The organism is Cupriavidus sp. C2SS-8b, assembly GCF_057073745.1.
The window spans coordinates 1233178-1248221 of the sequence record NZ_CP172716.1; the positions used below are offsets into that span (position 1 = coordinate 1233178).

Below are 15044 nucleotides of genomic sequence, written 5' to 3' on the forward strand. Positions count from 1 at the left end.
CGCGCGCGGATTCAGTATGGCTTCAGTAATTGCGCAGGTCGTCCAGCTCGGTGCTGCCGAAATCCGGGCGATGCAGGTAAGCAAGGATGCGGCCGGCGGTGTCTTCGGCGGAGGCAAGCTGCTGGTTCGCCTTCAGGTCGCGGAAGCGTTGCACCTGGGCAAAGTCGGCATTGCGGATGGTGTCCTGCATGCCGGTGTCGACCACGCCCGGCGCCAGCGCCACGGCACGAACCGTGCGCGGTGCCGGGGTGCCGGCGTACTCGGCGTTGACCGAGCGGATGAACATGTCGAGCCCGGCCTTGCCGGCGCAATAAGCGCTCCAGCCCTCGACGGGGCGGCGTGCCGCGCCGGACGAGATGGCGAGCACCTTGCGCGGGCAGTCGAACTTCTCGGTGCGTTCCAGGAACGCGCCGGTCATGATCATCGGCGAGGCCAGGTTGGTCAGCAGGTGCGGCAGCAGGGTGCTTTCCTGCAGCCGCGACACGGGGCCGATCGGTTCGACCACGCCGGCATTGAGGATCAGCGTGGCGCTGGCCGGCGGATCCTGGCTCTCCAGCACGCTGGACAGCCAGCCGGCGGCCGACGCCGGCTGCGACAGGTCCTGCAGGTGCCAGGCCACCGGCACGCCGCTCATGGTGGCAACGCGCTCGAGTTCCAGGTTGCGGCTGCGTGCCACGCATACCAGGCGGTTGCCCGGCACGAGCAGCGCATTGGTCAGTGCCGCGCCGAGCCCGCGCGAGGCGCCGGTGATGATGTAGAGGTGGTCTGCTTCGCTCATGGTGCCCCGTTCGGAGCGCCGCCCGCGGCGGGCGGTGCATGGTTGGCGGATGCGGTCCGGCGCCATGCCCGCGAGGCGGGCATGGCAGCGGCCTTACAGTCCCTGCTTGAGGCTGGCCTCGATGAACGGGTCCAGGTCGCCGTCCAGCACCTTCTGGGTGTTGGACATTTCCACGTTGGTGCGCAGATCCTTGATGCGGCTCTGGTCCAGCACGTAGGAGCGGATCTGGTGGCCCCAGCCCACGTCGGTCTTGCCGGCTTCGAGCTTGTCGGCCTCGGCCTGGCGCTTGCGCATTTCGTGCTCGTACAGGCGGGACTTCAGCATCGACATGGCCTCGGCACGGTTGCGGTGCTGCGAACGGTCGTTCTGGCACTGCACCACGATGCCGGTCGGGATGTGCGTGATCCGCACGGCCGAATCGGTCTTGTTGATGTGCTGGCCGCCGGCGCCCGACGCGCGATAGGTATCCACGCGCAGGTCGGCCGGATTGACCTCGACCTCGAACGAGTCGTCGACTTCCGGATACACGAACACCGACGAGAACGAGGTATGGCGCCCGCCCGACGAATCGAACGGCGACTTGCGCACCAGGCGGTGCACGCCGGTTTCCGTACGCAGGTAGCCAAAGGCGTATTCGCCCTCGATCTTGATCGTCGCGCTCTTGATGCCGGCCACGTCGCCTTCGGACTCTTCGAGCACCTCGGCCTTGAAGCCCTTGCGCTCGCAGTACTTCAGGTACTGGCGCAGCAGCATCGACGCCCAGTCGCACGCTTCGGTGCCGCCGGCGCCGGCCTGGATGTCGATAAACGCGTTGGCCTGGTCCATTTCGCCCGCGAACATGCGGCGGAATTCCATGCCAGCCACGATTTCCTCGAAGCCCTTGACGTCGGTCTCGATCGATTCCAGCGTTTCGTCGTCGCCTTCTTCCTTGGCGAGTTCGAACAGCTCATCGGCACCGGTCAGGTCGTCCGTGAGCTTGCCGAGGACGCTTACGACGCCCTCGATGGCTTTCTTTTCCTTGCCGAGATCCTGGGCGCGCTTGGGGTTGTTCCAGACGTCCGGGTCTTCCAGCAAGCCGTTGACTTCTTCCAGCCTTCCTACTTTGACATCGTAGTCAAAGATACCCCCGTAGATCTTCCGTCCGGGAACGGAGATCGGAGATGGCACCGGAGATGGCGTTGAGGCGTTCTGCTTCCATGATGATCCTGCGCTTCGAAAACCTCGAATTATAGCGGAATCGGGGCGTATTCCGGTGCCGCGAGGGGCGCTGGCGGCCCTTTGCGCCGCGAACGGAAGCCCCTGCCGATGGTCTACCCGGCGGGCCGTGCCGCACAGGCGGCGATAATAGAGCCGCTCCAGGCTTCGCCAGCCGCCCCCCGAAGACCAACTCAACAGGGACGAATGACGCCAACAAGACACGAAACCGCCGGCCGACGCCGGATGCTCGGATGGATGATCGCAGCGGCTTGCACCGCGCTGGCCGCCGGTTGCGGCACGATGTCCTCGGAACCCGCGCCCGAAGGCTTTTACCGCGTAGAGAGCGGCGACACGCTGTATTCCATCGCCCGCAAGCAGCGCCGCACCGTGCGCGACCTGGTGCGCTGGAACAACCTGCCCAGCGCCGATCGCATCGAAGTGGGCCAGCTGATCCGCGTCAAGCCGCCGGGATCTGGTACGACCGCTTCTTCTTCGGGCGGCACGCCACCGCAAACTGTGACGGATACGCCGCGCGCGGACACCGGCGGGCAATCGAAGGCACCGGCCAGCGCCATCCGGCTGCAATGGCCGTCCGACGGCAAGGTCACGTCTCGGTTCTCGCCGCCCGCCAGCAAGGGCCTGACCATCGCGGTGCCGCCCGGCGGCACGGTAAAGGCTGCCGCATCGGGCTGGGCCATCCACGTCGGCAATCTGCGCGGCTACGGCATGCTGGTGATCGTCAAGCACAACGACGACTGGCTGACCGTGTACGGCAATCTCGACAAGCCGCTGGTCAGCGAAGGCGCGCGCGTCACCGCCGGCCAGGACGTCGGCAGCATGGGCGGCAGCGGCAGCGAGCTGCACTTCGAGGTGCGCGGCAACGGCAAGCCGGTCGATCCGGCCAACTACCTGCCGGCGCGCGGCTAGCGCGGCGCAGGTTACTGCGCGTGCTCGATCACGAGTTGTACGCGCGTGGTGCCGTTGAAGGTGTTGTTGTCGAGCCGGTAGGCCACTTGCGCGCTGGCGCCGAGCTCGTCGGCGTGGTTGAACCAGATCGCGTCGAAGCGCTGCCGGCCGCGCCCGAGCTGCAGCTTGAGGTGCTTGCCCTTGAGTACGCTCTGGCGCAGCACGTCGAACTCGCCGCAGAAGGTTGGGGCCGGAAAGCCCTGACCCCAGACCTGCTGTTCGAGCAGCCTAACGAACTCGGGGCTGAAGCACTGTTCCTCGATATCGCCGTCGGTTTCGATCACGCGCGCGAGCTGGTCGTCCGTCAGCCATTCGCGGCCGACCGCCTCGAAGGCGTCCTGGAACTCGGCGAAGCGCTCGGCGCGCACGGTGAGGCCGGCCGCCATGGCGTGGCCGCCGAACTTGATCATCAGGCCCGGGCAGCGCTTGGAGACCAGGTCGAGCGCATCGCGCAGGTGGAAGCCGGGGATCGAGCGGCCCGAGCCCTTGACCGTGGCCTCGTCGCCCGGCGCGAAGGTGATGGTCGGACGATGGAACCTGTCCTTCAGCCGCGAGGCGACGATGCCGATCACGCCCTGGTGCCAGGTGTCGTTGAACACGCTCACGGTAAAGCGCGCCGACGGATCGAGGCCGGCCAGCGGCTGCTCCAGGATCTGCAGGGCTTCCTGCTGCATGCCGGCTTCGATGTCGCGCCGCTCGCGGTTCATGCTGTCCAGCTCCTGGGCGATCTCCCACGCGCGGTTGGCATCGTCGGTCAGCAGGCATTCGATGCCGAGCGACATGTCGGCCAGGCGGCCAGCGGCATTCAGCCGCGGACCCACGCCAAAGCCAAGGTCGAAGGTGTTGGCCCGCATGGCTTCGCGGCCGGCGGCACGGAACAGCGCCGCCACGCCCGGCTGCATGCGGCCGGCACGCATCCGCTTCAGGCCCTGTGCGACCAGGATGCGATTGTTGGCGTCGAGCTTGACCACGTCGGCCACCGTGCCCAGCGCCACCAGGTCCAGCAGCGTTTGCAGCGGCGGCTGGGTTTGCTGCGTGTAGACGCCGCGCTTGCGCAGTTCGGCGCGCAGCGCCAGCAGCACGTAGAACATCACGCCCACGCCCGCCAGGTTCTTGCTCGGGAATTCACAACCCGGCTGGTTCGGGTTGACGATGACCGCGGCGTCGGGCAACTCCGCACCGGGAAGATGGTGGTCGGTCACCACCACGTCGATGCCCAGCGCGTTGGCGGCCGCCACGCCGTCGACGCTGGCAATGCCGTTGTCGACCGTCACGATCACGTCCGGCTGCTGCTTCGCGGCCAGTGCCACGATCTCCGGCGTCAGCCCATAGCCGTACTCGAAGCGGTTGGGCACGATGAATTCGACGCGCGCGCCGAGCATGCGCAGCCCGCGCACACCGACGGCGCAGGCCGTCGCGCCATCGCAGTCATAGTCGGCCACGATCAACAGGCGCTTTTGCGCCGCAATGGCGTCGGCCAGGTATTCGGCGGCATGGCCGATGCCCTTCATGGCCGTGGGCGGCAGCAGTTCCGGCAGTTCGGTAGAAAGTTCGGAAGCCTGGGCCACGCCGCGCGCGGACAGGATGCGGGCCAGGGTCGGGTGCAGGCCGGCGGCCGCCAGGGTGCTGGCATGCTCGGTGGAGTAGGGGCGGATGGCAATCCGGGTCATGGGCGATCTGCTTTTTCTTTATTCGGGGTCAGGCGGTGAAGGCGAGGTCGGACAGCAGCGCGCGCCAGTCACCGCGCTGGCCCATGCCGCGCCAGAACTTGCGCAGGTCGGCCCGGCGCACGGTGAATTCGGCGAAGTGGTTCTCGCCGCCGAGCACCAGCGTGATGGCCTCGATGCCGCCGTCGCCAAGCGCCTGCAAGGCCGGGGCGAACCAATCGGCGTCGAGCGCGTGCATGCGTTCGATCCACAGGCCCCAGTCTTCGGCGATATGCGCCTCGGTGGCGCTGTCCAGCATCGCCATGACTGCGCCATCGGATTGCACGCCGGCAAATCCGGCGGGGACGGCCGCGATGCGGCTGCCGCCGACCAGCCCGAGGCCGGCCAGGAACGGATCGCTGGCCAGGACGGTGTCGGCCAGCCTGGGCACGGGCTGCATCGTGCCCCCGCCATACAGCCAGACGGAATTGATGGACAGTTCGCCTGCCGCCTCGCGTGCCTGGTTGACCGGGTGGTCGAACCAGGTCATCTGGATTTCGTTCTGCAGCCGGCGCCAGTCGCGCGCGCGCGCGCCTTCCTGCAGCCAGATGTCGATATTGCGGCCGGTGGCGCGCAGCGGCGTGGTGGCGTCGAGCGGGCCAAACACGGCTTCCGGCAAGTACCAGCGTGCCGCACAGGGCGCTTCGAGGGTGATGTCCGCTTCGCTCAGCAGTGGCTCGATGGCGGCGTGCAGCGACGCGGCTTCGGCGTCACGCACGCGCAACTGGTCGGGGTGGATCAGCACCAGATGGTCGCGGGCGGCATGGATATGCACCAGTTCCAGGCAGGTCCAGGCTTCGCGATCCGCCGGGGCGGCACCACCGCTGTCGGCCAGCCGCATATAGGGCGCCATCGGCACCCTGGCCGTGTCCAGTCCGGCCTTGCCGGCCAGCCAGCGCTCGTGCGGCAGGCTGCGCAGCCACGGGTCGTCGTGCCGCTCGCGCTGGCCGGGCGTGGCCCGCGTCAGCAACTTTCCGAGCGCGGGCAACTCCAACTGCCGCAGCAGCGCGCCGGGCACGACATCGTCCGTGGCGTCGTCGCCGGCGCCGGGCGGGACGGAAAAGGGCACAATCAGGGTCAGGTGGCTCATCATGGTGGCGAGATTGTAAACTTCCGGCTGGCCGGCGCCAGCCTCGAGTGTGGTGCGGGGCTCCCGGCTACCGGGCAGTCTCCGGGCACAGGCGCCTTTCCGAAACAACAGGAACCCTCTTGAAATTTCCCTACGAGTGGCAGATTGGCTGGCGATATACCCGCGCAAGCAAGCGCGCCAGCCGCAATACGTTCATATCGTTCATCTCGATGATCTCGATGCTGGGCATCGCGCTCGGCGTCGCCGCGCTGATCGTGGTGCTGTCGGTCATGAACGGCTTCCAGAAGGAAGTGCGCGACCGCATGCTGTCGGTGCTGTCGCATATCGAGGTGATCGGCCCGTCGGCGCTGCCCGACTGGCAGCGCACCGCGGCCGAAGCCATGCAGAACAAGGAAGTCATCGGCGCTGCCCCCTATGTGGCGGCCCAGGCCATGCTGACGCGCGAGGACGCGGTGCGCGGCGTGCTGCTGCGCGGCGTGGATCCGGCCGAGGAGCCGAAGGTGTCGGACATCGGCAAACAGTTCAAGGCTGGCCATATGGAAAGCCTGCAGCCGGGCGAGTTCGGCATCGCGCTGGGCAACGAACTGGCCAATGCGATGGGCGTGCAGGTCGGCGACAAGATTACGCTGCTGGCCCCGCAGGGCACCATCACGCCGGCCGGCGTGTTGCCGCGGCTGAAGCAGTTCACCGTGGTGGGCGTGTTCTCGTCGGGCCATTTCGAATTCGACAGCGCGCTGGCGCTGGTGAACATCCGCGACGCCGAGACCCTGTTCCGCATGAGCGGCCCGACCGGCGTGCGCCTGAAGCTGGTGGACATGCAGCGGGCCCCGCAGGTGGCCAATGAGCTGGCCGGCACGCTGTCCGGCGAGCTCTATCTGCGCGACTGGTCCAAGCAGAACCGCAACTGGTTTGCCGCGGTGCAGACCGAGAAGCGCATGATGTTCATCATCCTGACGCTGATCATCGCCGTGGCCGCGTTCAACCTGGTCTCGACGCTGGTGATGACGGTCACCGACAAGCAGGCCGACATCGCCATCCTGCGCACCATGGGCGCGCAGCCGGGCTCGATCATGAAGATCTTCATCGTGCAGGGTGTCGCCATCGGCTTTATCGGCACCTTGCTGGGCGTGGCCGGCGGGACGCTGATCGCCACCAATATCGACGTGATCGTGCCCTTCATCGAGCGGCTGCTGCACGTGCAGTTCCTGCCGCGCGACATCTATTTCATCAGCGAACTGCCTTCGGACCCGCGTGTGAATGATATCGCCACCATCGGCATCATTTCCTTCGTGCTGGCCACGCTGGCCACGCTCTACCCAAGCTGGCGCGCCGCCCGCGTCAATCCGGCGGAGGCGCTGCGCTATGAGTGAAGCCATGCTGCAATCGCATTCCTCCCCCGTGACCGCGCAGGCGCGCACGGGCACGCCGGTGCTGATGGGCGAAGGCCTGTTCAAGCGTTTCCAGCAGGGCGGACTCGACGTCGAAGTTCTCAAGGGCGTGGACGTGCGCGTGGACGCCGGCGAAAAGGTGGCCATCGTCGGTGCCTCCGGCTCGGGCAAGAGCACGCTGTTGCATGTGCTGGGCGGATTGGACAACCCCGACGCGGGCCGCGTGGCGCTGCACGGCAAGCCGTTCACGGCGCTGCGCGAGCGCGAGCGCAATGTCGTGCGTAACCGCTCGCTCGGCTTCGTCTACCAGTTCCACCACCTGCTGCCGGAATTCACCGCGCTGGACAACGTGGGCATGCCGATGCGCATCCGTGGCCTGGACCAGTCGGCGGCGCGCGACGCGGCGCAGAACATGCTCGATCGCGTTGGCCTGGGCGGCCGAGCGAAGCATCGCCCCGGCGAGCTGTCCGGCGGCGAACGCCAGCGCGTGGCGATTGCGCGCGCGCTGGTCGGGCAGCCGGCCTGCGTGCTGGCCGACGAGCCGACCGGCAACCTGGACGACCACACCGCGGGCGGCGTGTACGACCTGATGCTGGAACTGTCGCGCACGCTGGGCACGAGCTTTGTCATCGTGACGCACGACCTGGACCTTGCCAGCCGTTGCGACCGCGTGCTGCGGCTGCGCGACGGGCACCTGCACCAGGAGCGCTGATACCTCCGGCAGCCATGTGGATCGACACCCATTGCCATCTCGATGCCAGCGAATTCGACCGTGATCGCGGGCAGGTGGCCGACGCCGCCGCGGCCGCGGGCGTGACCGGCATCGTGGTGCCGGCCGTGGCGGTGTCGAACTTCGATGCGGTGCGAGCGCTGGCGCGGGACGATTCACGCTGTGTCTATGCGCTGGGAATCCATCCGCTGTGCTCGCCGGGCGCGGCGCAGGCGGACGTGGATGCCTTGCGCCGGGAGGTCGCGGCGTCGATCGGCGATCCGCGTTTCGTCGGCATCGGCGAGATCGGCCTCGACTTCTTCGTCGCCGGCCTCGATGCCGCACACCAGACCTGGCTGTATGTCGAGCAATTGAAGATTGCGCGCGAGTTCGACCTGCCGGTCCTGCTGCACGTGCGCAAGTCGCAGGACCAGGTCGGCGCGCAGCTGCGCAAGCTGGGCGTGCGGCAGGGCATTGCCCATGCCTTCAACGGCAGCCACGAGCAGGCGCGCCGCTTTATCGACCAGGGGCTCAAGCTCGGCTTTGGCGGCAACATGACCTTCAGCCGCGCGCGGCAGATCCGCCGGCTGGCCGCCGAGTTGCCGCTCGAGGCGCTGGTGCTTGAGACCGATGCGCCGGACATCGCGCCCGCGTGGCTGTCCGATGACCAGTTCGGCGAGCAGCACAAGGCTCGCAACACGCCCGCCGAAGTGGCTGGCGTCGCCGGCGTGCTGGGCGAGTTGCGCGGACTGGAACCCGCTGCGCTGGCGCAGGCCATGTGGCGCAACTCGGTGGCAGCGCTGCCGCGCCTGGCCGCGTTTGCCGACGCGATGGCGCCCTGCAACGCGGCCGACAACAACTCCTGACTCGCTGACAAGCTTTTCCCGGCAACGCGGAGGTACAACAAGGACCTTCTCGACTTGCCGGGATAACTTCGTGCGCCTGATCCTGCTGGGTTTCGTGGCCGGCTGCTGGGCCTTGCAGCGGCAGGGCGCCTTGCCGGCGGCCGGCATGCTGGCCGTGGCGGCGATTATGCTGGCTGCCCTGAGCGCGCTCGCCATAGCCCGGCTCCCGCGCCGCCCCGCAAGCTGGCTGGCGCGCGGGGCAGCGGTGCTGCTGGGGTGCGCCGTGGGCTTTTGCTGGTCCGCGTGGCGCGCGCAATGGCGCATGGACGACTGGCTGGCGACGGAGCGCGAGGCGCGCGACATCGAGGTGTCAGGCGTGGTGTCCGGTTTGCCTGCCAAACTTGCGCCAGGCGCACGCTTTGCCTTCACGATCGAAGCTGCGCCACGCGGCGAACGCGTGCCGGAGCGCGTCATCCTGAACTGGCGCGAGGCGCCCCCTGAACTACGCCCGGGCCAGCGCTACCTGTTCACGGTGCGGTTGCGCCGTCCACGCGGGCTGGCCAATCCTTACGGCTTCGATTATGCGTACTGGCTGCTCGCGCAGGGCTACGGCGCGACGGGATACGTGCGCAGCGTGCGCAAGGGCCCGCAGGATGCGGCCCATGAGCGGCTGGCGTGGCGCATCGAGGCGCAGCGTGCGTCGCTGCGCGACCGTATTCGTGCCGCGCTGCCGCCGGACGCGCGCTTCGCGCCGGTCCTGGTGGCGCTGGTCGTCGGCGACCAGCGCGGGATCGACAGCGAAGACTGGCTGCTGTTCAACCGAACCGGCACTGGTCACCTGATCAGCATTTCGGGATTGCATATCACCATGATCGCCGGCATGGCCGCGGGGCTGATGCACTGGGCGTGGCGCCATTCCTTTGGCCTGGGGCGCCGCTTGCGCAGGCCGCTGCCGTTGCGGTGCCCGGCGCGGCAGGCGGGGCTCGTGGCGGCGGTGCTGGCAGGATTGGGCTACGGGCTGATTGCCGGTCTGCAGATCCCGGCACTGCGCACCGTGGCGATGCTGTCGATTGCCGCGCTTGCCGCCTGGGGCGCGCGCACGCCGCCGGCGTCGGTGGTGCTGGCGTGGGCGGCGTTCGTCGCGCTGCTGCTGGACCCGTGGGCGGTGCTGCAGCCGGGATTCTGGCTGTCATTCGGCGCGGTCGGCGTGATCTTCCTGGCGGCGGCACGTCGCGAAACGCCGGTGAGCGGCTTCTGGCCGCGCATGCGTGCCTCGCTGGCCAGCGCTGCGCGCACGCAATGGGCCGTCACGCTTGGGCTAATTCCGCTCACGCTGCTGCTGTTCCGGCAGTTTTCCGTCATTTCCCCGCTAGCCAATGCCGTCGCCATTCCTGTGGTCAGCATGCTGGTCACGCCGCTGGCGCTGCTGGGCGCGGTGATGCCGCCCATCCTGGCCGGGCCGCTGCTGGCGATTGCGCATCAGGCGCTGGCATGGCTGGCGGTGCTGCTGCGGTGGCTGGCCTCGCTCGAATGGGCGGTCTGGGAAACCGCGCAGGCCGGCGTGCTGGAGACCGCTTTGGCCGTTGCGGGCACCTTCGCGCTGCTGGCGCCGGCGGCGTTCGGTTTGCGCATAAGGCTGCATGGGCTGCTGTTGACGTTGCCCATGGTGTTTGCACGCGGCGATGACATTGCGCCCGGAGATTTCCGCGCGGTGATGCTTGACGTGGGGCAGGGTACCGCCGTACTGGTGCGCACGCGCACCCATGCCTTGTTGTATGACGCCGGGCCAGCCTATGCCTCGGGCGGCAGTGCGGGGACGCACGTGATCCTGCCCTACCTGCGCGCGGCTGGAGTACGCAAGCTAGACCACCTGATGGTCAGCCACGAGGATATCGATCACGCTGGCGGCGCGCGGCATGTCGTGGAGGCGGTGACGGTCGATGCGAAATCAACGGCCGCCCCGGCGGGACACGTGCTGCTTGGCGAGGCCGAATGGACGCCGTGCCATGCGGGCCAGCGCTGGGAATGGGATGGCGTGCAGTTCACGGTGTTGCATCCAGCCGTCGAGCAGTCGCGCGATGCAGCGGTGGGCAGCAATGCGCGCAGCTGCGTGCTGCGGGTGGGCAATGGCCGCAGCAGCCTGTTGCTGACCGGTGATATCGGACGCGCAGAGGAACGCGAGCTAGCCGAGCGGCTGCCCGCGGAGTTGCTGCGTGCCGATGTCCTGGTCGTGCCGCACCACGGCAGTGGCACATCGTCGGGTCCGGCGTGGCTGGCGGCGGTCAGGCCCGATGCGGCGGTGTTCCAGCTTGGCTATCGCAACCGCTACCAGCATCCGCGTGGCGAGGTGTGGGCGCGTTATGGCGATGCGGGCATCCAGCGCTACCGCACGGACGAAACCGGCGCGGTCAACATGGACACGCATGGCGAAGGCTATTCGCTGGCCGCGTTCCGCCAGGTGGAGCGTCGCTACTGGCGCGACGCGCCGGAGGCGCCGCGATAGCCGGGGTATGTCAGTGGGCGGTGCGAGAGCGAGACCGCGCGGCTGTCTTGCGGCTGGTCGGTGGCGATGGCGCATCCGCTTCCTGCGGCGCCCGGGCGGGCTCCGCGCCGCCGATGCGGCGCTCGCGCAGATGGGCCTTGGCACGCTGCAGTCCCGCCGCGACAGCATCCGCGCGTTCCAGCGCCACGCCGGCCGCCAGCACGTCGCCAAGCACGAGGTGGCAGATGCGCGACGTCATGGGCGTATAGACTTCGCTGTCCTCTTCCACGTCGGAGAACACGCAGACATCGGCCAGCTTGGCCAGCGGCGAGCCGCTATGCGTCAGCGCCAGCACGCTCGCGCCGCTGGAGCGGGCCAGCGTGGCGGCAGTCAGCATGTCCCACGTACGGCCACTGTTCGAAACCAGCACGGCGACATCGCCGGGCCCGAGCAGCGCGGCGGACATGCTGAACACATGCGGATCGGAGTAAGCCGTGGTGGGCATGCCCAGGCGGAAGAACTTGTGCTGGATGTCGAGCGCGACGATGCCCGAATTGCCGCAGCCATAGAACTCGATGCGGCGCGCGGCGGCCAGCAGGCGGATGCCGTGCTCGACCTGGTCCGCCGACAGCGCATTGCGCACGCTCATGAGCGTGGCGATGGTGCGGTCGAATACCTTGCCGGCAATGTCGGCCGGGCCATCGTCCGGCTTCACGTCCTGGTGGACGAAGGGCGTGCCGCCGCCTACGTTTTGCGCGAACTGCAGCTTGAATTCGCGGAATCCGTCATAGCCCAGCGCCGCGCAGAAGCGCGCGATGGTGGGTTGCGACACGCCGGCGCGCTCGGCCAGTTCCGGCATGGAAAGCCGGATCACGCTGGCGCCGTGGCGCGCGACATAGTCGGCCAGGCGGCGTTCGGACGGACGGAGCGTGTCGTAGACGGCAAGGATTCGGTCGCGCATGACGGTGGCGGAGCGTGGCTGGCAGGATCTGAATGTAGATATTCTACAGCGTTGTGGCTTTGCGGAGCCGAGGGGTGGCTGTGAAATTGCGCTAGGGATTTCCCGTATTTCATGGATTTCATGATATTTGTGATCTCAAGGAGGCTGCTTGCGTGATTCTTGTATCGCTATAATGTAGAAAATCTACAGGCCCACAGGAACGTCCAGCCATGCCCCACGCCGTCCATGCCGAAATCCTTGCCGTGACCCGGCGCATCGCCGAGCGCAGCCGCGCCAGCCGGCAGGCCTATCTGGCGCGCTGCGAACGGGCGCAGGCAGAGTTGGGCCCGCTGCGCGGCATGTCATGCGCCAACCTGGCCCACGGCTTTGCTGCGCTGCCGGCGCACGACAAGCTCAAGCTGCGCGTCGAGCATGCGGCCAACCTCGGCATCGTGACCGCTTACAACGACATGCTGTCCGCGCACCAGCCATACGAGCGCTATCCCGGCGTGATCCGTGAAGCGGCACGCGCGGTCGGCGCCGTGGCGCAGGTCGCCGGCGGCGTGCCGGCGATGTGCGACGGCATCACGCAGGGCAACCCCGGCATGGAACTGTCGCTGTTTTCGCGCGATGCCATTGCCATGAGCACGGCGGTGGCCCTGTCGCACAACACGTTCGACGCCGCCGTGATGCTGGGCGTTTGCGACAAGATCGTCCCGGGCCTGGTGATGGGGGCGCTGCAGTTCGGCCACCTGCCGGTCGTATTCGTGCCGGCCGGGCCGATGGCAAGCGGCCTGCCGAACAAGGAGAAGGCGCGCGTGCGCCAGCTCTACGCCACCGGCCAGGTCGGCCGCGACGCGCTGCTCGAAGCCGAGTGCGAGGCCTATCACAGCGCGGGCACCTGCACCTTCTACGGCACCGCCAACAGCAACCAGTTCCTGATGGAAATCATGGGCCTGCACCTGCCCGGCGCGGCCTTCGTCCACCCGGACAGCGGCCTGCGCGACGCGCTGACCGCGGCGGCGGCGCAGCGCGCGCTGGCCCTGTCGGCACGCGGCGGCGAGTACCTGCCGATGGCGCGCATCGTCGACGAGCGCGCCATCGTCAACGCGATGGTCGGCCTGCTGGCCACCGGCGGTTCCACCAACCACACCATCCATCTCGTCGCCATGGCGCGCGCGGCGGGTGTGCTGATCGACTGGGATGACTTTGACCGCCTGTCCCGCATCACGCCGCTGCTGGCGCGCGTCTATCCGAACGGCTCGGCGGACGTGAACCACTTCCACGCCGCGGGCGGCGTGGGCTACGTGATTCGCCAGCTGCTGGAGGCCGGACTGGTGCACGAGGACGTGCAGACCGTGGCCGGCCCTGGCCTGGCGCGCTACACGCAGGAGCCGGTGCTGGTCGACGGCGTCCTGCAGTGGCGCGATGGCGCCAAGACCAGCGGCGACGCGCAGGTCCTCGCCACGGCGGCCGAGCCGTTCTCCGACGAGGGTGGCCTGCGCCTGATGCAGGGCAACCTGGGCCGCGGCGTGATCAAGGTGTCCGCCGTGGCGCCCGAACACCGCGTGGTCGAGGCGCCGGCGCGCGTGTTCGATTCGCAGGAGGCCCTGCAAGCGGCCTTCGAAGCGGGGGAGTTGAACCGCGACGTGGTGGCCGTGGTCCGTTTCCAGGGGCCCAATGCCAACGGCATGCCAGAACTGCATCGCCTGACGCCCGTGCTGGGTGCGCTGCAGGATGCGGGGCACCGCGTGGCGCTGGTCACGGATGGCCGCATGTCCGGCGCGTCCGGCAAGGTCCCCGCGGTGATCCACATGGGCCCCGAGGCATTGGCCGGCGGACCGCTGGCGCGCGTGCGCGACGGCGACCTGGTGCGCATGGACGCCGTTGCGGGCACGCTTGCCTGGCTCGGTGATCCGGCCGAATTCGCGGCGCGCCCCGTCGCGCCAGCGCCGGCCGATGATTTCGCCCGGTTCAGCATGGGCCGCGGCCTGTTCGGCCTGTTCCGGCGCCACGCGCGCATGGCGGAAGAGGGCGGCAGCGCACTCGACCTGTCCGAGGCCGACGCCATGCCGGCGGCCGTCGCGCCCGGAACTGCCACGGCGGCGCATTCCGTCGCACAATAGCCGGGCCAAGGCCCGTTTCATCCGATTGACTCGATTCCTCCCGGCCGGTGCCAGCCGCCAGCCGGGCACCTGCGCGCCGCCAGCCGGCGCCCAGGCTACCGACAAGGATGGGGCAAACCATCCGACACCATGATCGATGGAGCAGACATGATCTATATCCTGATGGGCGTTTCCGGCAGCGGCAAATCCACGGTTGGCGAAATGCTGGCGCAACGCCTGGGCTGCGCGTTCCATGACGCGGACGAATTCCACAGCGCCGCCAACAAGGCCAAGATGCACGCGGGCATCCCGCTAACCGACGAGGACCGCTGGCCGTGGCTGGCGGCCATGCGCGCAGCCATCGATGCCGCGCGGGCCGAGGGCCGGACCCACGTGTTCACCTGCTCCGCGCTGCGCCAGGTGTATCGCGACCGGCTGACGCCGCCGGACGGCGGCGTGACCTTCGTCTACATGAAGGGCGACGCGTCGGTGATCGGCTCGCGCCTGTCCGCTCGCACGGACCACTTCTTCAACCCCGCATTGCTGCAGAGCCAGCTCGATACCCTCGAAGAACCCGAAGGTGCGCTGGTGCTCGATATCCGGCAAACGCCGGAGGCGCTGGTGCAGGCCATCCTCGACGACGGCGGACGCCACCGCGCCACCGCGCGCTGACCCACTCCCGCACGCGCGCCTGCAGTCACCCTGGCAGGCATCTTGCTTCACCCGTTTCCGTGCCGCGCCATCGCGGAAACTTGCGGCTTTCGCTGGCACAAGTATGCTGAAAGGGCCAGTTCACTCGACAGTCTGTAGAGCCAAAAAACAAGGGGCGGCGATTCCG

At 68.3% G+C, this 15044-nt stretch carries 12 protein-coding genes; 7 read left to right on the forward strand and 5 right to left on the reverse strand.

Translation table 11 applies throughout. The features are described from left to right. Positions 1-22: 22 nt before the first annotated feature. Both ACIGJB_RS05700 and prfB read right to left on the reverse strand, forming a co-directional pair. Positions 23-778 (reverse strand): SDR family oxidoreductase, encoded by a 756-nt coding sequence (locus ACIGJB_RS05700; protein ID WP_483731775.1) that lies wholly within the window; start codon positions 776-778, stop codon positions 23-25. Positions 779-871: 93 nt separating this feature from the next. Beyond that, positions 872-1976 (reverse strand): peptide chain release factor 2 gene (gene prfB, locus ACIGJB_RS05705; protein ID WP_483731776.1). Its coding sequence is split into 2 segments (ribosomal slippage): positions 872-1894 and positions 1896-1976, totalling 1104 coding nucleotides; the frame shifts between segments, so codons are not numbered across the junction. A gap of 203 nt (positions 1977-2179) precedes the next feature. Between prfB and ACIGJB_RS05710 the strand changes: the two genes are divergently transcribed. Then, positions 2180-2902 (forward strand): peptidoglycan DD-metalloendopeptidase family protein, encoded by a 723-nt coding sequence (locus ACIGJB_RS05710; protein WP_483731777.1) that lies wholly within the window; start codon positions 2180-2182, stop codon positions 2900-2902. A gap of 11 nt (positions 2903-2913) precedes the next feature. Here the strand turns inward: ACIGJB_RS05710 and recJ are convergent, their stop codons facing one another. Both recJ and ACIGJB_RS05720 read right to left on the reverse strand, forming a co-directional pair. Next, positions 2914-4611, reverse strand: coding sequence for a single-stranded-DNA-specific exonuclease RecJ (recJ, locus tag ACIGJB_RS05715; RefSeq protein ID WP_483731778.1), 1698 nt, complete (start codon positions 4609-4611; stop codon positions 2914-2916). A gap of 28 nt (positions 4612-4639) precedes the next feature. Continuing rightward, positions 4640-5740 (reverse strand): hypothetical protein, encoded by a 1101-nt coding sequence (locus tag ACIGJB_RS05720; protein ID WP_483731779.1) that lies wholly within the window; start codon positions 5738-5740, stop codon positions 4640-4642. A gap of 116 nt (positions 5741-5856) precedes the next feature. Between ACIGJB_RS05720 and ACIGJB_RS05725 the strand changes: the two genes are divergently transcribed. The 4 genes from ACIGJB_RS05725 to ACIGJB_RS05740 all read left to right on the forward strand — a co-directional run bounded on the left by ACIGJB_RS05725 (position 5857) and on the right by ACIGJB_RS05740 (position 11182). Next, positions 5857-7107, forward strand: a complete 1251-nt coding sequence (locus tag ACIGJB_RS05725) for a lipoprotein-releasing ABC transporter permease subunit (protein ID WP_483731780.1) — start codon at positions 5857-5859, stop codon at positions 7105-7107. Then, positions 7100-7837, forward strand: a complete 738-nt coding sequence (gene lolD / locus ACIGJB_RS05730) for a lipoprotein-releasing ABC transporter ATP-binding protein LolD (protein ID WP_483731781.1) — start codon at positions 7100-7102, stop codon at positions 7835-7837. Before ACIGJB_RS05725 ends, lolD begins: the two co-directional genes overlap by 8 nt. Positions 7838-7851: 14 nt before the next feature. Continuing rightward, positions 7852-8700: a TatD family hydrolase gene (locus tag ACIGJB_RS05735; RefSeq protein WP_483731782.1), complete on the forward strand. Its 849-nt coding sequence runs from the start codon at positions 7852-7854 to the stop codon at positions 8698-8700. 70 nt (positions 8701-8770) lie between these two features. Then, complete coding sequence (locus ACIGJB_RS05740; RefSeq protein ID WP_483731783.1) at positions 8771-11182, forward strand: DNA internalization-related competence protein ComEC/Rec2; 2412 nt, start codon at positions 8771-8773, stop codon at positions 11180-11182. 10 nt (positions 11183-11192) lie between these two features. Here the strand turns inward: ACIGJB_RS05740 and ACIGJB_RS05745 are convergent, their stop codons facing one another. After that, positions 11193-12122 (reverse strand): MurR/RpiR family transcriptional regulator, encoded by a 930-nt coding sequence (locus ACIGJB_RS05745; protein ID WP_483731784.1) that lies wholly within the window; start codon positions 12120-12122, stop codon positions 11193-11195. A gap of 209 nt (positions 12123-12331) precedes the next feature. Here ACIGJB_RS05745 and edd point away from each other — a divergent pair, with 209 nt between their 5' ends. After that, a complete protein-coding gene (gene edd / locus ACIGJB_RS05750; RefSeq protein WP_483731785.1) occupies positions 12332-14227 on the forward strand; it encodes a phosphogluconate dehydratase in 1896 nt (631 codons plus the stop codon). Between the two features lie 147 nt (positions 14228-14374). Beyond that, complete coding sequence (locus tag ACIGJB_RS05755) at positions 14375-14878, forward strand: gluconokinase (RefSeq protein WP_483731786.1); 504 nt, start codon at positions 14375-14377, stop codon at positions 14876-14878. Positions 14879-15044: the final 166 nt, after the last annotated feature.

Bases quoted from the DNA above. Each gene is read 5' to 3' on its own strand.
- ACIGJB_RS05700 (WP_483731775.1), bottom strand. From the start codon at position 778: ATGAGCGAAGCAGACCACCTCTACATCATCACCGGCGCCTCGCGCGGG.
- ACIGJB_RS05710 (WP_483731777.1), top strand. From the start codon at position 2,180: ATGACGCCAACAAGACACGAAACCGCCGGCCGACGCCGGATGCTCGGA.
- recJ (WP_483731778.1), bottom strand. From the start codon at position 4,611: ATGACCCGGATTGCCATCCGCCCCTACTCCACCGAGCATGCCAGCACC.
- ACIGJB_RS05720 (WP_483731779.1), bottom strand. From the start codon at position 5,740: ATGATGAGCCACCTGACCCTGATTGTGCCCTTTTCCGTCCCGCCCGGC.
- lolD (WP_483731781.1), top strand. From the start codon at position 7,100: ATGAGTGAAGCCATGCTGCAATCGCATTCCTCCCCCGTGACCGCGCAG.
- ACIGJB_RS05735 (WP_483731782.1), top strand. From the start codon at position 7,852: ATGTGGATCGACACCCATTGCCATCTCGATGCCAGCGAATTCGACCGT.
- ACIGJB_RS05745 (WP_483731784.1), bottom strand. From the start codon at position 12,122: ATGCGCGACCGAATCCTTGCCGTCTACGACACGCTCCGTCCGTCCGAA.
- edd (WP_483731785.1), top strand. From the start codon at position 12,332: ATGCCCCACGCCGTCCATGCCGAAATCCTTGCCGTGACCCGGCGCATC.
- ACIGJB_RS05755 (WP_483731786.1), top strand. From the start codon at position 14,375: ATGATCTATATCCTGATGGGCGTTTCCGGCAGCGGCAAATCCACGGTT.